A 22807-nucleotide genomic window follows, 5' to 3' on the forward strand; every position below is an offset into this window, starting at 1 on the left:
GCGCCACAAAACACCGGCGCGGGGTGGAGCAGCCCGGTAGCTCGTCAGGCTCATAACCTGAAGGTCGTAGGTTCAAATCCTACCCCCGCAACCAACACTAATTCTTCCAGTATATCAACAGCTTGAGATCGCGAAAGCGGTCCGCTCGACACAAGTTGTGTCTCCGGGACCCCAGGCCCCGCCGCTGATCGCCTCACCGCATGCACAGGCTGGCCCGTTGCCACACGCAAAAGCCCTGCGAGCGAGCCGTGGAGATCCGCAACCAGTTCCAAGCCCCCCCCCTTTCGCCGTCGCTGACGGCACGGGACGTAGGACGATCTTCTCGATCAGCGCCCGCAGCGTCTCCTTCGCCTCGCTCGCATGATCGGGTGTGCTCAGCGCCGCAATCAGCTCCCGGATCCGCACCCGATACGCCCCCGCCATCGACGGGTGATACCGCATAGGTGACGGAGCAGGGGCGGCTGCAAGCTGTGCCTCAAGCTCCGTCTTCTGTGCTTCCAGCGTAAGCGGTGTCCCGATCACACGTTGGCTGGATAATTCCACGGGAGCAGATCATCGATCAGGCTTTGCTTGTGACCTTTGACGATGGCGGTAAGCGTGGATGGCGGCGCAATCCTCGGCGCTTGCGGCAAAACGATCCCCCGGATCGTTTTGTGATCCGCTGCGCTCCTCGGCATGGACCACTGCCATGGCCGTTTCGAGGTCTTCCAACGCCAGTTCGAACTGATCCGGATCTCCGAAATCAAACCGCGGAGAAGAGCGATCGCCTCCGGACGCGTCGCGTCATCGGACAAGCGCCCCGCCAAACCGCGTGCTGCCAACCGTGGTGCATTGCCCAAGCACCTGCCGCGCATCGAAGAGATCATCGAACCGGACAGCGAAGCGTAAGACCGCTTTGGTGATCGAGATCATTCAGGGCAAGACGACGGTGGCCGAGGCGAGCCGGTCGTTTGACCTGACACCTTCCGAGATCGAGGGGTGGATCGAGGACGCGAAGCGGGGTATGGAGAATTCCTTGCGCGCCAAGCCATAGAAGACCGTCACTGCTGGCGCGGTCGCTCGAAACGAGGCCTTGCGCGCATCAAAACACCTCGGCCGTGCCCTCTGGCGACGATGGAGCGAATACCACCGCCGAAGCCGCGTCGAAACGAAGATGCATTGTGTCAAACTGCTAGGTCAGCGGCTCATGGCGCGGGACTTCGATCGCCAAGCCGCGGAGCTTCAGGTCCGCATCGCCGTGCTCAACCGTTATACGGCGCTCGGCATACCCGTCACGGAAGCTGTGGGATAAGTCCGTCCGGGAAAAGGGGAAACTCGGCGTTCAGCCGGTTTGTGCAACAGAGCCTCGTGATAAGCTACGCCGACGGCACCATGCCCAGAGCCAAATGACTCTAGGTAGGAATATTATCCCAATAAGTCACCATTTTCGGCAAGAGATCCAAACTGGGCGACCGCGCTCGGCGTAAGACCTCCTCCGGGCAAAGGGATTCTGGAAATAATTCGTCCATTCTCATCAACATCACCGATAACATGATTGCTGACAGGATCGATATCTCCAGGAGAGTATTCTTGTGAGGGCGACGTCTGGGTCATCGTGACTTTCCTATTCCAATTTATCTGTATCGTTTCTTGAAGGTAGATTTGAAAGCGCCACCCATGTGCATACAAAGGCACACGGCACTATAAGTCCTGGAAAAATTTCCGCCAGAGAAAGGTTGTTCACCCGGAATGCCTCAAGAATAATGAGAAGCACCATCAGACCAATGTAGGTCGCTTGAAAAAACAGAAACTGTCTCGCACTAAGTTCGTGGATCAAACGCCAACTCGCGAAGCACAATCCAATCCAAATCAATCCGGCAAAAATGGAATTAATGAGAGCTGGAATTGCTATTGACGCGAGTTGTTGCCCAATGTTGGATAAAAAATTAAACTCGATGTGAGGGTGCGATATGCGCATGAGTTTTGCAAAAAACATTATGATTGCCTGAACACTAAAAGAAAAAAGCAATACAAGATAATTCAAAATCAGAGCAATCAGGGGGTTTCTTACTATTCTGCGTGCGCTAGATTTTATCAATCTACAAATCCAGTTGGTATATAGGCGTTTGGCAAAAATGCAGCAGCTAGGACGAAGCTTTTCATCCAAGTTCGCGGGGTGTCCATTCTACCATAACTATTCTGATGATTTCGTATGTGAGCTACGATCTGTTTTGCCGTACGCTCCCACATGCCCCGATTCACCCCTTGATCCCCTCGTATTAGTCCTCTTTTTCAGTATGGGGGGGGGTGGTAAGTCAAGAGGGATCCGCGCTAAGGGCGAACGACTTTTACTCCTCTGGCGGGTCGTAGCGCCCTCGGGTGCCGCATGGGCGAACCGGATGGGACCGCGCGCCATGGCGACCGGGAAAGCTACCTGCGCGCGATGCAAGAGGCCGCGCAGCCGCTTGTGGCCTCGGGCAATCTGCTGCCCGAAGCCGCGCAGACCCTTGCCAATCGTGCGCGGGAGGGGGCTTTGCCCAAGGGCGTGATCCTGCGGGGCGTCGTCCACGAGCAGGCGGTCACTCGCGCCCAACCGCACCCGCCCGGCGGTCTTTCGACCCGATGGATGGTGCCGCGCCGTCACACCAGGCACGGCGCCTCTTTGGCTCAGAACTCGCCGTTGTCGTGCGCCATTTCGGCCGGGATCGGCGACACCACGTTCCAATGCTCGACGATCTTGCCATTCTCCATGCGGAACAGATCAAAAAAGGCGGTGGGGGTCCGGCCGACGCTTACGATTGTCCCAGTGCTCGGCGGCCTTGGCTGCTATCGCGGATTTGCTGCGCCTGCAATGCTGCAACCTCACAGTCGGCTTCCCGCCCTTCGTGTCGGTGTGCGTGCAGATGGTCAGACTACGCATCTTAGATCGGGTAAACTACGGCGGTTGCATGCCCCCGAAGCCAAAAAAGACCATCTATAACAATACGTTATGAACGACCTGAGGGGCGCTTTACGCGTTCCGAAAACAACGCTCGAAGCAACGCGGAAGCAGATGGAGCGCGCTACAATGCCTGCCACCTTGGATTCACGAGATGAATCCTTCACCGGATTTGTGCAACCCTGTCCTATGGCGAACCGAAATCGCAAAAACCGCCGAGCGGGGTCCCAATCCTCACGCGGCGCTGCGTGTTTTACTGGCCATTTCGCGGGCAAGCGATTTGGGGTAGCGCACCATCAAAATTGCCGGATTGACGATGCCGTTTTCGCGCACTGTCTCGGCCAGATCAGCCAGCACCGTCTCAACGCGCCGCTCGCGCGGGGTTGAGACAGAGGCGATGATCTCTACCGGGCAGGAGGCGGGCGCCCCCGCCGCAAGCAGATCGGCCTGCACTTTTGCGACCTTTTCGACCGACATGTAAAAGGCAATCGCCGTGCCCGGACGCGCCAGAAGCGCCCGGTCGGGCTCGGCATCGCCGGGGCGGCAGGTGCCGGTGGTAATCACGAAAGTATCGGTTTCGCCGCGTTCGGTCAGCGCGTGGCAGGTGGCCGCCGCCGCAGCCGAGGCGGCGGTGATGCCGGGCACGATCTCCACCGAAATTCCGGCGGCGCGGGCTGCATCAATCTCTTCGGTCGCGCGGCCAAAGATCGACGGATCGCCCGATTTCAGCCGCACCACCCGCTTGCCGTGCGCAGCCTCCGCGACAATCATCCGATCGATGCGCGCTTGCGACCATGCCGCCGTCCCCAGTTCCTTGCCGACATAGATGCGCTGCGCACCCTCGCGCGCGAGGTCGAGCAGATCGGGGTCCACGAGACGGTCGTAAAAGATCACATCGGCCTCTTGCAGGCGCTGCAGCGCGCGCAGGGTCAAAAGATCCCGCGCGCCGGGGCCTGCGCCCACCAAGGCAATATGGCCTGGTTTACCCTGCGCTGGGTCGGTGCCTGTTTGTGTCTGCACTTTCACAGTAGCCCCTGTGAGGCTGATCGAAGCCCCGCCAAAGGCGTGACGGGGGCTTTTCCAAACCTGTTGCGCCAGCATATCGCGCAGCCGCCCCGCAAAGGCGACGCCGAAATGCCCAAAACGGCGCCCATCCATGCGCAGAAACATCGGGAAAGTCCTCATGTCTTGGCTCCTCAATGCAAAAAGGCCGCCGACGCCAGCGTGAGCGATGTCACGCAGAGTCGAGCAGCCTTGCCCATCATCCCGGTTTTGGGAAATCGCGACGCCGTTGTCGCTTGTCTCACCGCTATAAAGCCCGCGCCTTTCTCGCAAGAAAAACATGCGACCGCACTGGCCGTATCATCGAAGCTGGCGTGCAATGCCTCTAATTTGGGCGGCCTTGCGCAATTCTGTCTATCTGCGCACCAGTCGTGGGCAAGATCGGCGCTTGGACGCGTGAGGGCTTCTGTTTTCGGAAGGCGCAAATATAGTGGCTCAGACCTTCAAGGTGCCACTCCATGCCCGAAACGCTCTCCATCATCGTTGTTGAAACCGATCCCGAACGTACGGGGCTGATCACCGATAGTTTGAAGGACACCGGGCTTTATAAGATCACCGTGATCCCGGAAACGACGGGCCTTGCGCGCCGGATTGCCGAGATCAATCCAGATATCGTGCTGATCGACATGGCGAGCCCCTCGCGCGACATGCTCGAGGAACTCACCCTTGCCTCGGGGCCGCTCGAACGCCCGGTTGCGATGTTTGTGGACCGCGCCGACAGTAGCGCCACCAAGGCCGCGATTGATGCGGGCGTTTCGGCCTATGTGGTGGACGGGCTGCGCGCGGACCGGATCAAGCCGATCATGGATGCCGCGATTGCGCGCTTTCATATGGTGCAGCGGATGCGCACGGAGCTGCTGACCACCAAACGCGCTTTGGAAGAACGCAAGGTGATCGACCGCGCCAAGGGTTTGCTGATGAAGGCGCGCGGTCTTGATGAAGATGCCGCCTATGCCCTTTTACGCAAAACCGCGATGGATCAGGGCAAGAAGGTCGCCGATGTGGCGGCGGCCTTGGTCACGGCGGCGGGATATATTCCGCTTGTGGATGCCGCCCCGCTGATTATTGCGCGCGAGATCGGCTTCGCCGAAGAAGAGGGGCTCGCACTGAATTTGCAAGCGGCCCCAAGCTGGGCGCAGTTGCGGGACCAATTGATGATGGGGCAGATTGAGGCGGCGCATCTGCTGTTTCCGATGCCCATTGCCGCCGCCCTTGGGCTGGGTGGCTTCAATACGCGTATTGATATTTTGCAGGTGCTCTCGCTCAACGGCAATTCCATCGGGGTGTCGCGCGAGCTGGCGCAAAGACTGCGGGCACAGGGTTTTGGGTTTGATTTTGCCGATGCCCGCGCGGCCGGAGAGGCGCTCAAAGCCGCCCAGTCAGGCCCTTTGCGGGTGGGGGTGCCGTTTCCTTTCTCGATGCATGCCGAGCTATTGCACCATTGGTTTGGCGCGCTGGGGATGACGGCGCCCGATGATTTTGAAATGCGCACCGCTCCGCCGCCCCTGATGGCAGAGGCTTTGGGCGCGGGCGAGATTGATGCTTTTTGCGTAGGTGCGCCTTGGGGGTCCATCGCGGTGGAATTGGGGGCGGGTGAGTTGCTCCTGCCCGGCAATGCGATCCGCACCAATGCCCCCGAAAAGGTGCTTGCCGTGCGCCATGACTGGGCAGAGGCGGAGCCGCGCCTGACCCGGCGCCTGATGCGCGCCGTTTGGCAGGCCACGCGTTGGTTGAACAGCGAAAGCAATTTGTTGACCGCTGCTGAAATCCTGTCGCGGCCCGAATATCTCGACCTTCCGGCGGAACTGATCGAACGGTCATTAACCGGAGATCTGGTGATCTCGCCCCGTGGCGAGATGCGCCAAACCCCCAACTACATGACCTTTCATGCGGGCGCGGCGAGCTACCCTTGGGCCTCGCAAGCGGCCTTGGTGGCGGCAAAGCTTGCCGCGCGGATGGGGCTTGCGCCGGAAAAGGCGATCCCGGCCGCCCGCGCGATTTGTCGGACCGATCTTTACGCCACCAACCTTGCCGATCTGGGGGCCGATCTGCCCGCCACGCGTGACAAGCGCGAGGGGGCCCTAAGCGCCCCGACTCAAGTTGATGCGGCGCAAGGACGGGTGATTCTTCCTGCAGATTCGTTTTTCGATGGCTGGATTTTTGATCCCCCATCCGCCTCGTGATGCATTTCTGCGCAATTTTTGCTGCTGTGCAGAAAATCCACTCCGGACGCGGCCGGAATTCTTAACAGCTTGTTGACGGTGCGACCGGCTGTCGCGCATGGTCAACGCATCGGAGCAAGGGCGTTCCGATGACCATATTCCGCCTCGCATAGATGTGGGGCCTTGGACAAAGCCGTCCGACCTGATCGCTTCTCTTCCACCTCCCTGGAAGTCGCGTGCAGGTCGGGCGGCTTTTTCGTTTTCGGCGCGCGATACGTGCAACAGGGACAGAGACACATGAAAAAGCTACTGGCCGCTATGGCCGCCACGACCATCCTCGCCAGCCCCGCCTTTGCGGAGATGCTGGATGTCGAGAAAGATGAACTCACCCTTGGCTTCATCAAACTCACCGATATGGCACCGCTGGCCATCGCCTATGAAAAGGGCTTCTTCGAAGACGAGGGGCTTTACGTCACGCTTGAGCCGCAAGCGAACTGGAAAGTGCTGCTGGACCGTGTGATCTCGGGCGAGCTTGACGGCGCGCATATGCTGGCGGGGCAGCCCTTGGCCGCGACCATCGGCTACGGCACCGAGGCGCATATCGTGACGCCCTTCTCGATGGACCTCAACGGCAATGGCATCACCGTCTCGAATGCGATCTGGGAAGAGATGAAGGCCAATGTGCCGATGGGCGAAGACGGCAAACCTTTGCACCCGATCTCGGCCGCCGCGCTGAAACCTGTGGTCGATAAATACCGCGCCGAGGGAAAGCCCTTCAACATGGGCATGGTGTTCCCGGTTTCGACCCACAATTACGAACTGCGTTACTGGCTGGCCGCGGGTGGCATCAACCCCGGCCTTTATGCGCCTGATGACGTTTCTGGCCAAATCGGGGCCGAGGTGCTGCTTTCGGTGACGCCGCCGCCGCAAATGCCCGCCACGATGGAAGCTGGCACGATCTATGGCTATTGCGTGGGCGAGCCGTGGAACCAGCAAGCCGTGTTCAAAGGCATCGGCGTCCCGGTCGTAACCGATTACGAGATCTGGAAGAACAACCCCGAGAAGGTCTTCGGCCTGACCGCCGAATTCGTGGAAGCCAATCCCAATACGACGCTCGCCCTGACCAAAGCGCTGATCCGCGCCGCGATCTGGCTGGATGAAAACGAAAACGCCAACCGCCCCGAAGCGGTGGAGATCCTGTCGCGGTCTGAATATGTGGGGGCTGATGAAGCGGTGATCGCAAACTCGATGACCGGCACGTTTGAATATGAAAAGGGCGACACCCGCGCGGTGCCCGATTTCAACGTGTTTTTCCGCTATAACGCGACCTATCCGTTCTATTCGGACGCGGTGTGGTATCTGACGCAAATGCGCCGCTGGGGCCAGATTGCCGAGCCGCAAACCGATGCGTGGTATGATGAAACCGCGAAATCGGTCTACAAGCCCGCGATCTATCTCGAAGCCGCGAAAATGCTGGTCGAAGAAGGCAATGCCGATGAGGCTGATTTCCCTTGGGACAGCGATGGCTACAAAGCCCCCACGCCGGCAGAAGATGTGATTGACGGCATCGGCTACGATGGCCGCCAGCCCAACGCCTATATCGACGCCCTGACGATTGGGCTGAAGGGCGCGCAGCACCTTGTCGGTTCCCGCATCGAAGGTTGAGCCCGCCCCGGCGGAGGGGCTCCCACCCTCCGCCACCTTCCTCTTATCCAAGGCCCGCAAAGGACCCCAGACATGACCGCGATTGATCCCGAAACCCTCGCCAAAGGGCAGACGCGCGCCGAGCGCCGCGCCGCGTTTCATGCCCGCATCACCCGTGCCGATGGCTGGTTCAAGGTGCTGGGCCTTGCGTGGCTGACGCCGATGCTGCGCATTGCTGCGGGCGATGACCCCAAGGCCCAAGGCCGCGAGATTTGGCAGCTTTTGGGTGTGCCGCTTTTGGCAATTGCGCTTTTCCTTGGGGCTTGGGCGGGCCTTGCCCCCAAGGTACAAACCTCGCTTGGCGCCATTCCCGGCCCGGCGCAGGTTTGGGATCAGGTGGGCGTGCTGTGGAAAGACCATTTGCGCGAGCAAGACAAAGCCGCTGATTTTTACGCCCGCCAAGATGAACGCAACGCCAAGCTGATTGCCGATGGCAAAGCCGACCGGGTGAAGCTGCGCGACTACACCGGCAAGCCGACTTACCCCGCGCAAATCTGGACCTCGATCAAGACCGTCTTCTTCGGCTTTCTGATCGGCACCGTGATCGCCGTGCCGCTGGGCATCATGGCGGGGCTTTCCAAAACCGCCAATGCCGCGCTGAACCCGCTGATTCAAATCTTCAAACCGGTCTCGCCGCTGGCTTGGCTGCCGATTGTGACGATGGTCGTCTCGGCACTTTACACCACCACCGACGGGCTGTTTTCGAAGAGCTTCCTGATCTCGGCGATCACCGTCACGCTCTGCTCGCTTTGGCCGACGATCATCAACACCGCGCTTGGCGTGGCCTCGATCGACAAGGATCTGGTCAACGTCTCCAAGGTGCTGAAAATGAACACTTGGACCAAGATCACCAAGCTGGTCCTTCCCTCGGCGCTGCCGCTGATCTTCACCGGGCTGCGGCTGTCCTTGGGCGTGGGCTGGATGGTGCTGATTGCGGCTGAAATGCTGGCGCAGAACCCCGGGCTCGGCAAATTCGTCTGGGACGAGTTCCAGAACGGCTCTTCGGACAGCCTCGCGCGGATCATGGTGGCGGTGTTCACCATCGGCATCATCGGCTTCATCCTCGACCGGATGATGTTCGCGATCCAGTCGCTTTTCACCTTCTCCAACAATCGGTGAGTGCCATGGCGATCCTTGAATTTTCCAACGTCTCCAAAACCTTCGGCACGAATTCGGTGCTCAAGAACATCGACCTGAAGGTGGAAGAAGGGGAGTTTCTGGTGCTTCTGGGCTTTTCTGGCACCGGCAAGACCACGCTGATCAATCTGATGGCCGGGCTTGAGATGCCCTCCGAGGGCGCGGTGCGCTTCAAGGGCCAGCCCATCACCGGCCCCGGCCCCGAACGCGGCGTTATCTTTCAAAACTACTCGCTGATGCCGTGGCTTACGGTGAATGAAAATGTGGCGCTGGCGGTGGACACCATCTTCCCCGGCCTGTCGCGCAAAGACCGTGCTGAGAAAGTGGCGCATTACGTGAAAATGGTGGGCCTGAGCCATGCCGCCACCCGCCGCCCGGCCGAGCTTTCGGGCGGGATGCGCCAGCGGGTCAACGTGGCCCGGGCGCTTGCCATGAACCCCGAGGTGTTGCTGCTGGATGAGCCGCTTTCGGCGCTTGACGCGCTCACCCGTGCGAATTTGGCCGATGAGATCGAGCATATCTGGGAAGCCGACCGCAAAACCTGCGTGTTGATCACCAATGATGTGGATGAGGCGATTGTGCTGGCCGACCGGATCATTGCGCTCAACCCCGATGGCAGCTTGGGCCAAAGCTTCTCGGTTAAAATTCCCCGCCCGCGCGACCGGGGCGCGATGAACCATGATGCGGAATTCAAACGCTTGCGGGCCGAGGTGACGACTTACCTGATGGATGTTGGCATTTCGGCGCGGCGCGAAGGCTCCCGCCAACTCCCCGATGTGGTGCCGCTGCACGCGATCCCGAAGGCGGTGTCCGAGGCGGCGCGCTCGGCGCTGGAAGACCGCTATCTGGAATATTCGCGCCTGCATAAGGTCTACCCGACGCCGAAAGGCCCGCTCACCGTGGTCGAAAACTTCGATCTGACGCTGAAAAAGGGCGAGTTCGTTAGCCTGATCGGCCATTCGGGTTGCGGCAAATCGACGGTGCTCACCATGACCGCGGGGCTGACGGACGTCTCGCTGGGCGGCATCAAGCTTGACGGGTTCGAGGTCAAGGGCGCCGACCCCGAACGCGCCGTGGTGTTCCAGTCGCCTTCGCTCTTTCCTTGGCTTTCGGCGCGCGAAAACGTCGCCGTGGGGGTGGAGAAAGTCTACCCCAAGGCGAGCCGCGCCGAACGGCAGGATGTGGTCGATTACTACCTTGAGCGCGTGGGGCTCGCCGATGCGATGGACCGCCCCGCTAGCGAAATGTCGAACGGCATGCGCCAGCGCGTCGGCATTGCGCGCGCCTTTGCGCTTTCGCCGAAACTGCTGCTGCTTGATGAACCCTTCGGCATGCTCGACAGCCTCACCCGCTGGGAGTTGCAAGAGGTGCTGATGGAGGTCTGGTCGCGCACCAAGGTCACCGCCGTTTGCGTCACCCATGATGTCGACGAGGCGATCTTGCTCGCCGACCGCGTGGTGATGATGACCAATGGCCCGCGCGCCACAATCGGTCGGGTGATGCCCGTCGACCTGCCGCGCCCGCGCACCCGCAAGGCGCTGCTCGAACACCCGGATTACTACCTCTACCGCGAGCAGGTGCTCAATTTCCTCGAAGAATATGAAAAGGGCCATAAGCCCGCCAAAGCCTCGGAGGCCGCGTGATGGAAACCGCAACCGCAACTGTCAGCCCCGCGCGTGCCTTTATTGGCGTGAGCGAAGTCTGGGTGCCCGAAGGCGACCGTCTGGTCCATGCCGCCGGTGAATATGGCGCGCTGCGCGCCTTTGAAGCAGCCTCGATCCGCACCAGTTTTGGCTATGGCGAGGGCCTCCCCGGCAAGGCTTGGGCCGAGGCACGCCCGGTCGTGCTCAAAGGCTTCGACGGCAGCTATTTCAAACGCACCGAAGCGGCGAAAGAAGCGGGGCTTACCTCTGCCGTGGCGCTGCCGGTCTTTGCGGGCGAGGTGCTCAAGGCGGTGCTGGTGGTGCTTTGTGGTGATGATGACACCACCACCGGCGCGATTGAGGTCTGGGCCGAACGCGACGGGCTCTTGCTGCTGGATGATGGCTATTACGGCGCGGCCAAGCATTTTGAATGGGTCAGCCAGCACACGCATTTCCCCAAGGGCCAAGGGCTTCCCGGGGGCGTTTGGGCCGCGCAAACACCGATGCTGTTTCGCGATCTGGGCTCGGGCTATCGCTTCATTCGCTCCGAAAGCGCTGGCGCTGCCGGGCTGACCACCGGGCTTGGCCTGCCGGTGCCTGTGCCGGGTGAGCAAACCTATATCGCCACGCTCCTTTCCGCCCGCGGCACGCCGATTGCACGCCGGTTCGAGATTTGGGACGCGCGCGAAGCGCGGATGGGCAAAGACGGCGGTGCGATGCTGATTGATGGCATTTGCGAACGCGAAGGCCCGCTTTGGAGCGAAGACAATCCGCGCCGCGCGCAAATCTGGCAAGGGCCCATCGGGCAGGTCTTGGGATCGGGGCTGCCGCAGGTGATCAGCGGAGGGCAGATCGCGGCGGGCTATTCCAGCATGGTCGCGCTGCCAATCCATCGTGGCGAGGAAATCGCCCATATCGTTGCTTGGTATGTCTAAGGGGGCCGCTATGCAAAAACTGGTCGTCATCGGGGCAGGCATGGCTTCGGGCCGGATGCTCGAACATCTGTTTGAAGCGGCACCGGGGGCATGGGACGTCACGCTCTTCAACGCCGAGCCGCGCGGCAACTATAACCGCATCATGCTTTCGCCGGTGCTGTCGGGCGAAAGAAGCTATGAGGAAATCGTCACCCATGACGCGGGCTGGTACGAGGGCCACGGCGTCACCTGTCGCTTTGGCGAGCGGGTGGTCGGCATCGACCGCGCCCGCAAAGAGGTGATCGGCGAAAATGGTACCGTCGCCTATGACAAGCTGGTCATCGCCACCGGGTCGGAGCCCTTCATGATCCCGCTGCCGGGGCGCGACCTCGATGGGGTGATCGCCTATCGCGACCTTGAGGACACCAACCGGATGATCGAAGCTGCGGCGCCGGGCGCGCGCGCGGTGGTGATCGGCGGCGGGCTTTTGGGCCTTGAGGCTGCGGCGGGCATGCGCCTGCGCGGTATGGAGGTGACAGTCGTTCACCTGATGGGGCATCTGATGGAGCGCCAGTTGGACCCGGCGGCGGGGTATCTGTTGCGGCGCGCGCTGGTGGACCGTGGCATCGAGGTTTTGTGCTCGGCCAACTCGAAAGAGATTTTGGGCGAGAACGGCAAGGTCCGGGCGCTGATGCTGGATGACGGCACCGAACTGCCCTGCGATTTGCTGGTGATGGCGGTGGGTATTCGCCCCGCCGCGACCCTTGGCCGCGCGGCGGGGCTCGCGGTCGGGCGCGGCATTCAGGTCGATGCGCAGATGCGCAGTTCCGACCCCGATGTGCTGTCGCTGGGCGAATGCGTCGAATTCGAGGGCCAGCTTTTCGGCCTTGTCGCGCCGCTTTACGATCAGGCCAAGGTCGCCGCCGCCACGCTTTTGGGTGAAGAGGCGGTCTTCACCCCGCGCGAGGTCTCGACCAAGCTCAAGGTCACCGGCTGTGACCTGTTCTCGGCGGGCGATTTTGCCGAAGGCCCGGGGCGCGAGGATATCGTGTTCCGCGATCCGGCGCGCGGCGTCTACAAGCGGCTCGTGCTGGAAGAAAACCGCGTGATCGGCGCGGTGCTTTACGGCGATGTGGCCGATGGCAACTGGTTTTACGGGCTGATCAAGGACGGCACCGATGTCTCGGACATGCGCGAGACGCTGATCTTTGGCCCCGGCTTTCAGGGGGGCGCGCCTGCGGACCCTATGGCGGCCGTTGCAGCCTTACCGGCTGACGCAGAGATCTGCGGCTGCAACGGCGTGTGCAAGGGGGCGATCGTCGCGGCGATCCAGAACGGGGCCAGCACGCTCGATGCGATCAAGGCGACCACCAAGGCCAGCGCCTCTTGCGGCAATTGCGCGGGGCTGGTGGAGCAGGTTCTGGCGGTGACTTTGGGCGATGATTTCGTCGCGCCCAGCGCGCGACCGATGTGCGCCTGCACCGATCACCCGCATGAGGATGTGCGCCGCCTGATCAAGGCGAAAGAGATCAAATCCATGCCGGAGGCGATGCAGGAACTGGGCTGGAAAACCCCGAATGGCTGCCACTCCTGCCGCCCGGCGCTGAACTACTACCTGATCGCCGACTGGCCGCTTGATTACAAGGACGACCCGCAAAGCCGGTTCGTGAACGAGCGCAACCACGCCAACATTCAAAAAGACGGCACCTATAGCGTGATGCCGCGGATGTGGGGCGGCATGACCACGCCCGATGAATTGCTGGCGATTGCCGCCGCGGCAAAGAAATACAATGCCACGGTAAAGGTGACCGGCGGGCAGCGGATCGACCTTCTGGGGATCAAGAAGGAAGACCTGCCCTATATCTGGGCCGATCTGAATGCGGCGGGGATGGTTTCGGGACATGGCTACACCAAGGGGCTGCGCACGGTGAAAACCTGTGTCGGCACCGATTGGTGCCGCTTTGGCACGCAAGACAGCACCGGCCTTGGCATCAAGCTGGAAAAGCGGCTCTGGGGCTCGTGGACGCCGCACAAGTTCAAGCTTGCCGTCACCGGCTGCCCGCGCAACTGCGCCGAGGCGACCTGCAAGGACCTGGGCGTGGTCTGCGTCGACAGCGGCTATGAGATCGGCGTCGGCGGCGCGGCGGGGATGGAGTTGAAAGAGACCGAACCGCTGGCCAAGGTTGCCACCGAGCAAGAGGTGATCGACATCACCGTGGCCTTCTTGCAGCTTTACCGCGAAAGCGCCAATTACCTCGACCGGCCCTATAAATGGATCGCCAAGACCGGCGGGCTTGGGTGGATCCGCGCGCAGGTGGTCGATGATCTTGAAAACCGCGCCGCGCTGATCGCGCGTTTCGATATCTCGCAATCCATCTACCAAAAAGACCCCTGGGCCGAGCGCGCCACGCCCGAATATCAGCGGGCTTGGGCACCGCTTGCCGATCTCACACAGGAGGCCGCCGAATGAACTGGGTAGATATTGGCGCGCTGGACGACATTCCCGCGCAAGGCGCGCGTGTCGTGCGCACGAAACTGGGCTGCGTCGCGGTGTTTCGCACGGCCGATGATCAGGTGTTCGCGCTGGCCGACCGTTGCGCCCACAAGGGCGGGCCACTGTCGGAGGGCATCGTGCATGGCCACAAGGTGACCTGCCCGCTGCACAACTGGGTGTTCAGCCTAGAGACCGGGGAGGCACAGGGGGCCGACAGCGGTCAGGTGCCTACCTTCCCCGCCAAAATCGAAAACGGTCGCGTGCTGCTCGATGCTGCGCGGCTGCAACAGGAAAGCGCCGCATAGAACGGCGCCAATGACAGCCCGATCCGGTTCCGGTCCGGGCGCTCTCCTCCTCCTCCAACAAACAGCAGGGACGTTTCCAACCATGTCTTACAACACTCCCCCGCAGTTCGCCGAGAAGATGATCGAAGCGGGCGAATCCAAGATCACCATGTCCACCAAGGACACTTTGATCCGCGCTTATATGGCGGGCGCGATCCTCGCGCTTGCGGCAGCCTTTGCGGTGACCATCGCGGTCAATACCGGCAACTTCCTTGTGGCCTCGCTGCTTTTTCCGGTGGGCTTTTGCATGCTCTACCTGCTCGGCTTTGACCTGCTGACCGGGGTCTTCACCCTTGCCCCGCTTGCGGTGATCGCGAAACGTCCGGGCATGACCTGGGGCGGCGTGCTGCGCAATTGGGGCCTTGTTTTCGTCGGTAACTTTGCGGGCGCGCTGACCGTGGCGGTGTTCATGGCGATCATTTTCACCATGGGCTTTTCCACCGAACCAAACGCCGTGGGCCAAAAGATCGGCAAGATCGGCGAGGCCCGCACGCTGGGCTATGCCGCCGCCGGTGCCTCGGGGATGCTGACGGTCTTCATCCGCGCGGTGATGTGCAACTGGATGGTCTCGACCGGGGTCGTCGCGGCGATGATGTCGAACTCTGTCTCGGGTAAGATCATGGCAATGTGGATGCCGATCCTTGTGTTCTTCTACCTCGGCTTTGAACATTCGATCGTGAACATGTTCCTGTTCCCCTCGGGCATCATGCTGGGCGGCAATTTCACCTGGGTCGACTATTTCGCCTACAACGAGATCCCGGTGGTTTTGGGCAACCTCGTGGGCGGGCTGACCTTCGTGGGCGGTATGATCTACGCCACGCATTACAAAACCTCGCCGAAGCGCCAGCCGAAGGGCATTGCCCCGGCACCGGTCGCGGCTGAGTAAATCCTACGGGGCAGGAGGACCGGAGATGACAGCGATCACTGAATCTGCGATCTGCACCACCTGCCCCTATTGCGGCGTTGGCTGTGGCGTGGTCGCCCGTCCCGATGGCGCGGGCGGGCTCGAGATCAGGGGCGACAAGGCGCATCCGGCGAATGAAGGGCGGCTGTGCTCCAAGGGCTCGGCCTTGGGCGAGACGCTCGGGCTTGAAGACCGCCTGCTGGCGCCGCAGATCGGCGGGCAGGAAGCAAGCTGGGACGAAGCGCTTGATCTGGTGGCGGACAAATTCCGCGCCGCGATTGCCGAACACGGGCCCGATGCGGTGGCCTTCTATGTCTCGGGGCAGCTTCTGACCGAGGATTACTATGTTGCCAACAAGCTGATGAAAGGCTTCATCGGCTCGGGCAATATCGACACCAATTCAAGGCTTTGCATGGCCTCTTCGGTGGCCGGCCACCGCCGCGCCTTTGGCACCGACACGGTGCCCGGGCTGTACGAGGATTTCGATCAGGCCGAGGTGATCGTGCTGGTCGGCTCCAACCTCGCCTGGTGCCATCCGGTGCTTTATCAGCGCATCGCCGCCGCCAAAGCCGCGCGGCCCGATCTGCGCGTGGTGGTGGTGGACCCGCGCCGCACCGCGACCTGTGATCTGGCCGATCTGCATCTGGCGATCGCGCCAGGCGGGGATGCCGCGCTCTTCAACGGGCTTTTGGCCGAAATCGCGGCGACGGGCGCGGTGAATGCGGCCTATGTGGCCGCGCATGTCACCGGTTTCCCCGAGGCGCTGGCGGCGGCGCAGGCCTCGGACATCGGCCTGACCGGGCTGTCTGACGCCGATCTGGCGGCGTTTTACGATCTTTGGATCGGCGCCGAAAAGGTCGTCACCGTCTATTCGCAGGGGATCAACCAATCCTCCTCGGGCACCGACAAGGTCAATGCGATCCTCAATTGCCACCTTGCGACGGGCCGGATCGGCCGCCCCGGCATGGGGCCGTTTTCGGTCACCGGCCAGCCCAATGCGATGGGCGGGCGCGAGGTGGGGGGGCTTGCCAACATGCTCGCCTGCCATCTCGACATCGAAAACGCAGATCATCGCGGCGCGGTGCAGGGGTTCTGGAAAAGCCCGACCATGGCCTCCGGGCCGGGGCTGAAGGCGGTCGATATGTTCCGCGCCGTCGAGGCCGGGCAGATCAAGGCGCTGTGGGTCATTTGCACCAACCCCGCGGTATCGATGCCCGAGGCCGACCGGGTGCGCGCCGCGATTGCGGGCTGCGATTTCGTCGTGGTTTCCGACCTCACCGCGCAGACCGACACCGCGCAACTGGCCGATGTGGTGCTGCCCGCCACCGGCTGGGGCGAGAAAGACGGCACGGTGACCAATTCCGAGCGCCGCATCTCGCGCCAGCGGGCGGTGCTGCTGCCTCCGGGGCAGGCACGGCACGATTGGCAAATTCTGTGCGATTTTGCGGCGCGGATGGGCTGGGGCGCGTGGTTTGACTATGCGACCCCGGCGGCGATCTTTCGCGAATATGCGGCGCTTTCGGGGGTGGCGGGGGCATTGGGGCGCGATTTCGACATTTCCGACCTCGCGACGCTTTCCGATGCCGATTATGCGGCGCTTGCCCCCTTCACTTGGCCGCAATCGGCGCGCAAACGCGGCGGTCGGTTCTTTGCCGAGGGGCAGTTCTACACCCCCGACGCCCGCGCCCGGATGCTGCCCATCGTGCCGCGCCTGCCGCAAAGCGCGCTCAGCCCCGATACGCCGTTCCGCCTCAATACCGGACGGGTGCGCGACCATTGGCACACCATGACCCGCACCGCGAAATCGGCCCGGCTCAGCCAGCATATGGGCGAGCCCTATCTTGAAATTCACCCCCGCGATGCGGCGCGTCTGGGGCTGGGCCCGGCGGTGCTGGCCGAGGTCTCGAACGCGCATGGGCGCGCCCTGCTGCGGGTGCTGGAAAGCGCGCGGGTGCCGCAAGAAAGCGTGTTCGCGCCGATGCATTGGACCGCGCAGACCGCCTCGGCGGGCCGGGTGGATGCCTTGGTGCCCGCCACGGTGGACCCGGTCTCGGGCCAGCCCGAAAGTAAGGCGGCCACGGTGAAGATCACGCCGTTCAAGGCGGCTTGGTATGGCTTTGCGGTCTCTTTGCAGGATGTGACGCCTCGCTGCGACTATTGGGCGAAAGCGCGCAGTAAGGCGGGCTGGCGCATCGAATTGGCGGGGCGCGAGAGCCCTCAAGATTGGGAAGCCTTCGCGCTTGACCTGTTTGGCCGGGCCGAGGCACAAGCGATCACGATGATCGACCAGACGCGCGGCCTTGCGCGGGTGGCGCTTTTGCAAGAGGGGCGTGTGGTGGCGGCACTTTTCGTGGCTCCCGAGCCGGTTGCCGTGTCGCGCGGCCATGTCGCGGCGCTTTTGGGGGCGACGGACCAGCCTGCGCTGCTGGCCGGTCGCGCGGGGGCGGACCGTCCAGACCCGGGCGCCACGATCTGCGCCTGTTTTGATGTCGGCGTGAATACGGTTCTGGCGGCGATTGCCGATCAGGGGCTGGCTTCGGTGGAGGCGATTGGCGCGGCGCTGCGCGCGGGCACCAATTGCGGCTCCTGCCGCCCCGAACTCGCCGCCCTTCTGGCGCAAGCCCGCAGCGTAGAGGCTGCGGAATGAGCCTTGCGCCTTACATCCATGCGCTTGGGCGCGGGCCGGGGCGGTCGCGTGCCCTCACCCAAGACGAAGCGCGCGATGCGATGGCGCAAATTTTGGCGGGCACCGCCGCGCCAGAGGCGGTGGGCGCGCTGTTGATGCTGATGCGCTATCGTGGCGAGACGGCCCCCGAAATCGCAGGCTTTGTCGAGGCCCTGCGTGCGACCCTGCCCGCTTGGCCGGGCCCGCGCCCCGTGCTTGACTGGCCAAGCTATGCCGCCGGGCGCTCTCGCGGGTTGCCATGGTTTTTGCTCTCGGCCCGACTGGTGGCGCGGGCGGGACTTCCGGTTTTGCTGCATGGCTGGAACGGGCCGCAAGCGCCCCATGCCTCGATCCGCGCCGCGCTGCCCGCGGCAGGCATTGCCGAAGCCAGCGATATGGAAGATGCCGCGCGGCTCCTTACGCGCGATGGGATCGCCTATCTGCCGCTAGAGGCTTTCGCCCCGCGCGCCTTGGAAATCTTGCGGCTGCGCGAGATTTTGGGCCTGCGCTCGGCGATCAACACCGTGCTGCGGGTAATGAACCCGGCGGGGGCGCCCGCCGCAGTGCAGGGTGTTTTCCACCCGCCCTATCGGGAGCTTCAAGCCGATGCTTGCGCGCTTTTGGGGCAAGAAAGCGTCACCGTGATCAAAGGCGGTGGCGGAGAGTTCGAACGCCACCCGTCAAAGAAAATTTCTCTCTTCGGGCTGCGCGCAGGGGCCAGTTGGACCGGGGAGGCCCCGGCCTTGTATCACGAGACACGCCGTCTGGCTGAAGCGCCTGATGCCGCGACATGGGAGCCTGCCGATATCGCAAAACTATGGTTGGGGGAACGCGACGACCCATTCGCCGAGGCTATTGTGCGCGGCACTGCCGAACTTGCCCTTCAAACCTGCGGTTTTGCGGAGCCGGGCGGGATCGCACAAAGCCTGTGGGATAGCCGCGCCGATCCAATGTGAAATTCCGTTGCAAGGGTATTTGCGGTTTGATGTTGATCTGAGTGAAATCCCCGGAAGCCGACCCGCATCCAGCGCTGGGCCAAAGTTTTCGCGTGGCTCAAAAACTGACATCAGGAAGAGTTCTTCCTTCTACCGCGAAATCCCCGCTCACCTAAACCGGGCTGCTGTCTCCGAAAGCGGCGTAAGCTTAGCTGGAAAGCGCGAAGCATACCTTTTCCAGGTTTGTCGATGTGGCGGCATTTGAGCACGTTGTGCCCTGAGATGCAGTTGCGACGCAAAACGCTCTTGATTTCCCCCGCCGCCTGCCTTAGCACCCGCAACACGGCCTAGGGGTATAGCTCAGTTGGTAGAGCATCGGTCTCCAAAACCGAGGGTCGCGGGTTCGAGCCCTGCTGCCCCTGCCAGCCGTTTTCCGCAAAGTTTCGTATCGGTTGCGTGCACGCCAGCGCTTGAAATTGCTGTCGCTTGCGCGTATCTCGACGCGGTCGCAAGGAAGGAAGCATCATGGCGAACCCGATCCAGTTCATGCAGCAGGTCCGCTCGGAAGTGGGCAAGATCAGCTGGCCGTCGCGCCGTGAGGTGCTTTTGACCACGGCGATGGTCTTTGTGCTTGCGGCTCTGACCGCGCTGTTCTTCTCGCTCGTGGACTGGGCGATCCGTTTTGGCGTTGGCCAAATTCTGGGCTGAAAACCCGGCGAAGGCCTTGAAAAGCAGCCTTTTGGCGGCTAAAGGGGCTCCAGACTTCGGAACCGGCGTGCATCGATTCGCAAGATGCGCGCCGTCTTGTTTTCCGAGAAGAGCGGTCAAACCGTTGTATTGGCAGGATTTTCGGCGCGTTGCGCTGGGCGAAAGAGGCAGGCTGGGCATGGCGAAGCGTTGGTATTCGGTTTCCGTACTCTCGAACTTCGAGAAGAAGGTCGCCGAACAAATCCGTCAGGCCGTGATCGACAAAGGCCTTGAGGATGAAATTGAAGAGGTTCTCGTTCCCACCGAAGAGGTGATCGAGATTCGTCGTGGCAAGAAAGTCACCTCGGAGCGCCGCTTCATGCCGGGCTATGTGCTCGTGCGGATGGATATGAGTGATCGTGGCTACCACGCGATCACGTCGATCAACCGGGTGACCGGTTTCCTCGGGCCGCAAGGCAAGCCGACGCCGATGCGCGACGCCGAGGTGAACCAGATCCTGAACCGCGAAGGCCCGACGGGCGAGGTTGCCGCGCCGCGCAACCTGATCCGCTTCGATGTGGGCGAGAGCGTGTCGGTGACCGATGGCCCGTTCGAGGGCTTCTCGGGCATGGTCGAGGAAGTGGACGATGTCGCGGGTCGCCTGAAGGTGACCGTGTCGATCTTTGGTCGTCCGACGCCGGTGGAATTGGAATTCACGCAGGTGGCGAAAACCGCCTGACGTGCATCGTGGGAGGCGCGGGGTAACCCAGACCGGACCACTAAACTTCGCCTCATGGTGGGGCGGCAGTGAAAAGGAGAGGGCCACATGGCCAAGAAAGTTATCGGGCAGCTGAAGCTGCAAATTAAAGCGGGGGCGGCCAACCCGTCGCCGCCGGTCGGTCCGGCGCTGGGTCAGCGCGGGATCAACATCATGGAATTCTGCAAGGCGTTCAACGCCCGCACGCAAGAAATGGAACAAGGTTCGCCGGTTCCCTGCGTGATCACCTACTACGCCGACAAATCGTTCACCTTTGAAACGAAAACGTCGCCCGCGTCCTACATGCTGAAAAAGGCCGCTGGCCTGAAGCCGGTGGGCAAGCGTAACCGCCCGAAAGGGTCGGAAAAGCCGGGCCGTGAAACGGTTGGTACCGTGACCGCCGCGCAAGTGCGCGAAATCGCTCAGGCGAAGATGAAAGATCTCAACGCCAACGATATCGACGGCGCGATGAAAATCATCCTCGGCTCTGCGAAGTCGATCGGTCTGGACGTGAAAGGGTAAGCAATGGCCAAGCTCGGTAAACGTTCGGTCGCTGCGCGCGCCGCTTTCGAAGGCAAAGACAACCTCTCGGTTGAAGAAGCCGTCAAACTGATCAAATCCGCTGCCTCGGCGAAATTCGACGAGACGCTGGAAATCGCGATGAACCTCGGCGTTGACCCGCGCCACGCTGACCAAATGGTCCGCGGTGTTGTCCGTCTGCCCAACGGCACCGGCAAAACCGTGCGCGTGGCCGTGTTCGCCCGTGGCGCGAAAGCTGATGAAGCCAAAGAAGCCGGGGCTGATATTGTCGGCGCCGAAGACCTGATGGAAACGATCCAAAGCGGCAAGATCGAGTTCGATCGCTGCATTGCGACCCCGGACATGATGCCGATCGTCGGCCGTCTGGGCAAAATCCTCGGGCCGCGCAACCTGATGCCGAACCCGAAAGTCGGCACCGTGACGATGGACGTGAAAGCGGCTGTCGAAGCGGCGAAAGGCGGCGAAGTTCAGTTTAAAGTCGAAAAAGCTGGCGTGATCCACGGCGGCATCGGCAAAGTCTCCTTCACCGAAGACAAGCTGGCTGAAAACGTGCGCGCTTTCGTGGATGCCGTGACCAAGGCGAAACCCGCCGGCGCCAAAGGCACCTATGTGAAAAAAGTGTCGCTGTCCTCGACGATGGGCCCGGGCGTTTCGCTCGACCTCGCGACGACTGCCGCGCAATAAGAATTTGCCGGGAAACCGGCGAATGACGGGGCGGTCAAACGCCCCGTCCTGTCCGAGACGGAGGGTGCCGGGTTCCGGCTTAATTTCCTTCCTGAGATGGGGAACGAGAATTACCGGGGTACTGCCTCGGGCGATCTCGGGAACCGATCGGACCCGACCTGCGGGCATGCGCCCGTGGGAAACGAGAGCCGGGGGGAAACCCCCACACTTGGAGTGTAACCGTGGATAGAGCCCAAAAAGAGAAAGTGGTCGAGGAACTCGGCCAAATCTTCGAAAGCTCTGGCGTCGTGGTGGTTGCCCACTACGAAGGCATGACGGTTGCTCAGATGCAGGACCTGCGCGCGAAAATGCGTGAAGTTGGTGGGTCCGTCCGCGTTGCCAAGAACACGCTCACCAAGATCGCCCTTGAAGGCAAGCCCTGCGCCAGCATGGCTGAACTTCTGTCGGGTATGACCGTTCTCGCCTATTCCGAAGACCCGGTCGCTGCGGCCAAGGTCGCGGACGCCTATGCCAAGACGAACGACAAGTTCGCTATTCTTGGCGGGTCGATGGGCGGGGAGGCTCTGGATCCGGCCGGTGTCAAAGCCGTCGCCTCTATGCCGTCGCGTGAAGAGCTTATCGCTCAAATCGTGTCGTGCATCGGTGCGCCTGCTTCGAACATCGCCGGCGCCATTGGTGCGCCTGCTTCCAACATCGCGAGCATCCTCAAAACTCTTGAGGAGCGGGAAGCCGCCTGAAGCAACAAATTGCCTTCGTCGGAAAGCACCGACGTCGGATCAACCCTATATCAGAATGGAACGGAAAAATGGCCGATCTGAAAGCCCTCGCCGAGCAAATCGTCAACCTGACGCTGCTTGAAGCCCAAGAACTGAAAACCATCCTCAAAGACGAGTACGGCATCGAGCCGGCCGCTGGTGGCGCTGTCATGATGGCCGCCGCCCCGGGCGCCGCTGCTGAAGCCGCCGAAGAGAAAACCGAATTCGACGTCGTTCTCGTCGAAGCCGGCGCGAACAAAATCAACGTGATTAAAGAAGTTCGCGGCATCACCGGTCTTGGCCTGAAAGAAGCCAAAGAGCTGGTCGAAGCTGGTGGCAAAGTGAAAGAAGGCGCGGCGAAAGCCGAAGCCGAAGAAATCAAAACGAAGCTCGAAGCGGCTGGCGCCAAGGTCGAGCTCAAATAATCGAGCAGGATGCGTTCGCATCCTCTTTAAAAAAATGGCTGGGTTCGGGGCTTTCCCGAGCCCAGCCGCTCCTGTCTC

21 protein-coding genes, 2 tRNA genes and 2 pseudogenes are annotated in these 22807 nt (G+C 61.8%); 23 read left to right on the plus strand and 2 right to left on the minus strand.

Features of this window, described 5'->3' with window-relative positions; translation table 11 throughout:
* Window positions 1-17 precede the first annotated feature (17 nt).
* The 4 genes and pseudogenes from CRO18_RS16355 to CRO18_RS16365 all read left to right on the plus strand — a co-directional run.
* A tRNA-Met gene (locus CRO18_RS16355) sits at window positions 18-94 on the plus strand.
* 581 nt (window positions 95-675) lie between these two features.
* Complete coding sequence (locus CRO18_RS18545) at window positions 676-888, plus strand: hypothetical protein (protein WP_102026118.1); 213 nt, start codon at window positions 676-678, stop codon at window positions 886-888.
* A gap of 10 nt (window positions 889-898) precedes the next feature.
* Entirely contained in the window at window positions 899-1033 is a 135-nt protein-coding gene (locus tag CRO18_RS19180; protein ID WP_283234903.1) for a hypothetical protein, read from the plus strand.
* Window positions 1034-1291, plus strand: a pseudogene (locus CRO18_RS16365) (IS5/IS1182 family transposase); the annotation flags it as partial.
* A gap of 113 nt (window positions 1292-1404) precedes the next feature.
* Here CRO18_RS16365 and CRO18_RS18680 read toward each other — a convergent pair.
* Entirely contained in the window at window positions 1405-1593 is a 189-nt protein-coding gene (locus CRO18_RS18680) for a hypothetical protein (protein ID WP_143128668.1), read from the minus strand.
* Between the two features lie 772 nt (window positions 1594-2365).
* Between CRO18_RS18680 and CRO18_RS18685 the strand changes: the two genes are divergently transcribed.
* A complete protein-coding gene (locus CRO18_RS18685) occupies window positions 2366-2959 on the plus strand; it encodes a hypothetical protein (RefSeq protein ID WP_143128669.1) in 594 nt (197 codons plus the stop codon).
* Between the two features lie 192 nt (window positions 2960-3151).
* On the opposite strand, the gene cobA is transcribed toward CRO18_RS18685, so the two are convergent.
* On the minus strand, window positions 3152-4102 hold the full coding sequence (cobA, locus tag CRO18_RS16375; protein WP_249276091.1) for a uroporphyrinogen-III C-methyltransferase: 951 nt from the start codon (window positions 4100-4102) through the stop codon (window positions 3152-3154).
* 335 nt (window positions 4103-4437) lie between these two features.
* On the opposite strand from cobA, the pseudogene CRO18_RS19215 reads away from it, so the two are divergent.
* The 18 genes and pseudogenes from CRO18_RS19215 to rplL all read left to right on the plus strand — a co-directional run.
* Window positions 4438-5016: pseudogene (locus tag CRO18_RS19215) on the plus strand (ANTAR domain-containing response regulator); the annotation flags it as partial.
* On the plus strand, window positions 4993-6162 hold the full coding sequence (locus tag CRO18_RS16380) for a CmpA/NrtA family ABC transporter substrate-binding protein (RefSeq protein WP_349290226.1): 1170 nt from the start codon (window positions 4993-4995) through the stop codon (window positions 6160-6162). The pseudogene CRO18_RS19215 and the gene CRO18_RS16380, both read left to right, overlap by 24 nt.
* Before the next feature lie 276 nt (window positions 6163-6438).
* A complete protein-coding gene (locus tag CRO18_RS16385) occupies window positions 6439-7806 on the plus strand; it encodes a CmpA/NrtA family ABC transporter substrate-binding protein (protein WP_076486002.1) in 1368 nt (455 codons plus the stop codon).
* A 72-nt stretch (window positions 7807-7878) separates the two neighbouring features.
* Window positions 7879-8964, plus strand: coding sequence for an ABC transporter permease (locus tag CRO18_RS16390; RefSeq protein WP_076486001.1), 1086 nt, complete (start codon window positions 7879-7881; stop codon window positions 8962-8964).
* Window positions 8965-8969: 5 nt separating this feature from the next.
* Window positions 8970-10625 carry an ABC transporter ATP-binding protein gene (locus CRO18_RS16395; RefSeq protein ID WP_170952712.1) on the plus strand — a complete coding sequence of 552 codons (1656 nt, stop codon included), beginning with the start codon at window positions 8970-8972 and terminating at the stop codon, window positions 10623-10625.
* Entirely contained in the window at window positions 10625-11560 is a 936-nt protein-coding gene (locus CRO18_RS16400; protein ID WP_097082923.1) for a GAF domain-containing protein, read from the plus strand. The genes CRO18_RS16395 and CRO18_RS16400 overlap by 1 nt, the downstream gene beginning before the upstream one ends.
* Window positions 11561-11570: 10 nt before the next feature.
* Window positions 11571-14009, plus strand: a complete 2439-nt coding sequence (gene nirB, locus CRO18_RS16405; RefSeq protein ID WP_097082924.1) for a nitrite reductase large subunit NirB — start codon at window positions 11571-11573, stop codon at window positions 14007-14009.
* A complete protein-coding gene (nirD, locus tag CRO18_RS16410; RefSeq protein WP_097082925.1) occupies window positions 14006-14338 on the plus strand; it encodes a nitrite reductase small subunit NirD in 333 nt (110 codons plus the stop codon). Before nirB ends, nirD begins: the two co-directional genes overlap by 4 nt.
* Before the next feature lie 82 nt (window positions 14339-14420).
* Window positions 14421-15263 (plus strand): formate/nitrite transporter family protein, encoded by an 843-nt coding sequence (locus CRO18_RS16415; RefSeq protein ID WP_076485996.1) that lies wholly within the window; start codon window positions 14421-14423, stop codon window positions 15261-15263.
* 25 nt (window positions 15264-15288) lie between these two features.
* Window positions 15289-17928 carry a nitrate reductase gene (locus tag CRO18_RS16420; protein WP_097082926.1) on the plus strand — a complete coding sequence of 880 codons (2640 nt, stop codon included), beginning with the start codon at window positions 15289-15291 and terminating at the stop codon, window positions 17926-17928.
* A complete protein-coding gene (locus tag CRO18_RS16425) occupies window positions 17925-18902 on the plus strand; it encodes a glycosyl transferase family protein (protein WP_097082927.1) in 978 nt (325 codons plus the stop codon). The genes CRO18_RS16420 and CRO18_RS16425 overlap by 4 nt, the downstream gene beginning before the upstream one ends.
* 328 nt (window positions 18903-19230) lie before the next feature.
* Window positions 19231-19306: transfer RNA gene (locus CRO18_RS16430), tRNA-Trp, on the plus strand.
* A 100-nt stretch (window positions 19307-19406) separates the two neighbouring features.
* The gene (gene secE, locus CRO18_RS16435; RefSeq protein WP_076485993.1) at window positions 19407-19589 is read left to right on the plus strand and encodes a preprotein translocase subunit SecE; all 183 of its coding nucleotides are present in this window, start codon (window positions 19407-19409) and stop codon (window positions 19587-19589) included.
* A 178-nt stretch (window positions 19590-19767) separates the two neighbouring features.
* A complete protein-coding gene (nusG, locus tag CRO18_RS16440; protein WP_076485992.1) occupies window positions 19768-20307 on the plus strand; it encodes a transcription termination/antitermination protein NusG in 540 nt (179 codons plus the stop codon).
* Window positions 20308-20394: 87 nt separating this feature from the next.
* Entirely contained in the window at window positions 20395-20847 is a 453-nt protein-coding gene (gene rplK / locus CRO18_RS16445) for a 50S ribosomal protein L11 (RefSeq protein WP_076485991.1), read from the plus strand.
* A 3-nt stretch (window positions 20848-20850) separates the two neighbouring features.
* The gene (rplA, locus tag CRO18_RS16450; protein ID WP_076485990.1) at window positions 20851-21549 is read left to right on the plus strand and encodes a 50S ribosomal protein L1; all 699 of its coding nucleotides are present in this window, start codon (window positions 20851-20853) and stop codon (window positions 21547-21549) included.
* Window positions 21550-21770: 221 nt separating this feature from the next.
* Complete coding sequence (gene rplJ / locus CRO18_RS16455) at window positions 21771-22286, plus strand: 50S ribosomal protein L10 (protein WP_076485989.1); 516 nt, start codon at window positions 21771-21773, stop codon at window positions 22284-22286.
* A 68-nt stretch (window positions 22287-22354) separates the two neighbouring features.
* On the plus strand, window positions 22355-22729 hold the full coding sequence (rplL, locus tag CRO18_RS16460; protein WP_076485988.1) for a 50S ribosomal protein L7/L12: 375 nt from the start codon (window positions 22355-22357) through the stop codon (window positions 22727-22729).
* Window positions 22730-22807 lie beyond the last annotated feature (78 nt).

This window comes from Rhodobacter sp. JA431 (assembly GCF_900217725.1).
Classification (GTDB): Bacteria; Pseudomonadota; Alphaproteobacteria; order Rhodobacterales; family Rhodobacteraceae; genus Rhodobacter; species Rhodobacter aestuarii.

What these genes read in the sequence shown, in the direction of transcription:
- CRO18_RS18545 (WP_102026118.1), top strand. Translation starts at nt 676, where the DNA reads ATGGACCACTGCCATGGCCGTTTCGAGGTCTTCCAACGCCAGTTCGAA.
- CRO18_RS18680 (WP_143128668.1), bottom strand. Translation starts at nt 1,593, where the DNA reads ATGACCCAGACGTCGCCCTCACAAGAATACTCTCCTGGAGATATCGAT.
- CRO18_RS18685 (WP_143128669.1), top strand. Translation starts at nt 2,366, where the DNA reads ATGGGCGAACCGGATGGGACCGCGCGCCATGGCGACCGGGAAAGCTAC.
- cobA (WP_249276091.1), bottom strand. Translation starts at nt 4,102, where the DNA reads ATGAGGACTTTCCCGATGTTTCTGCGCATGGATGGGCGCCGTTTTGGG.
- CRO18_RS16385 (WP_076486002.1), top strand. Translation starts at nt 6,439, where the DNA reads ATGAAAAAGCTACTGGCCGCTATGGCCGCCACGACCATCCTCGCCAGC.
- CRO18_RS16390 (WP_076486001.1), top strand. Translation starts at nt 7,879, where the DNA reads ATGACCGCGATTGATCCCGAAACCCTCGCCAAAGGGCAGACGCGCGCC.
- CRO18_RS16395 (WP_170952712.1), top strand. Translation starts at nt 8,970, where the DNA reads ATGGCGATCCTTGAATTTTCCAACGTCTCCAAAACCTTCGGCACGAAT.
- CRO18_RS16400 (WP_097082923.1), top strand. Translation starts at nt 10,625, where the DNA reads ATGGAAACCGCAACCGCAACTGTCAGCCCCGCGCGTGCCTTTATTGGC.
- nirB (WP_097082924.1), top strand. Translation starts at nt 11,571, where the DNA reads ATGCAAAAACTGGTCGTCATCGGGGCAGGCATGGCTTCGGGCCGGATG.
- nirD (WP_097082925.1), top strand. Translation starts at nt 14,006, where the DNA reads ATGAACTGGGTAGATATTGGCGCGCTGGACGACATTCCCGCGCAAGGC.
- CRO18_RS16415 (WP_076485996.1), top strand. Translation starts at nt 14,421, where the DNA reads ATGTCTTACAACACTCCCCCGCAGTTCGCCGAGAAGATGATCGAAGCG.
- CRO18_RS16420 (WP_097082926.1), top strand. Translation starts at nt 15,289, where the DNA reads ATGACAGCGATCACTGAATCTGCGATCTGCACCACCTGCCCCTATTGC.
- CRO18_RS16425 (WP_097082927.1), top strand. Translation starts at nt 17,925, where the DNA reads ATGAGCCTTGCGCCTTACATCCATGCGCTTGGGCGCGGGCCGGGGCGG.
- secE (WP_076485993.1), top strand. Translation starts at nt 19,407, where the DNA reads ATGGCGAACCCGATCCAGTTCATGCAGCAGGTCCGCTCGGAAGTGGGC.
- nusG (WP_076485992.1), top strand. Translation starts at nt 19,768, where the DNA reads ATGGCGAAGCGTTGGTATTCGGTTTCCGTACTCTCGAACTTCGAGAAG.
- rplK (WP_076485991.1), top strand. Translation starts at nt 20,395, where the DNA reads ATGGCCAAGAAAGTTATCGGGCAGCTGAAGCTGCAAATTAAAGCGGGG.
- rplA (WP_076485990.1), top strand. Translation starts at nt 20,851, where the DNA reads ATGGCCAAGCTCGGTAAACGTTCGGTCGCTGCGCGCGCCGCTTTCGAA.
- rplL (WP_076485988.1), top strand. Translation starts at nt 22,355, where the DNA reads ATGGCCGATCTGAAAGCCCTCGCCGAGCAAATCGTCAACCTGACGCTG.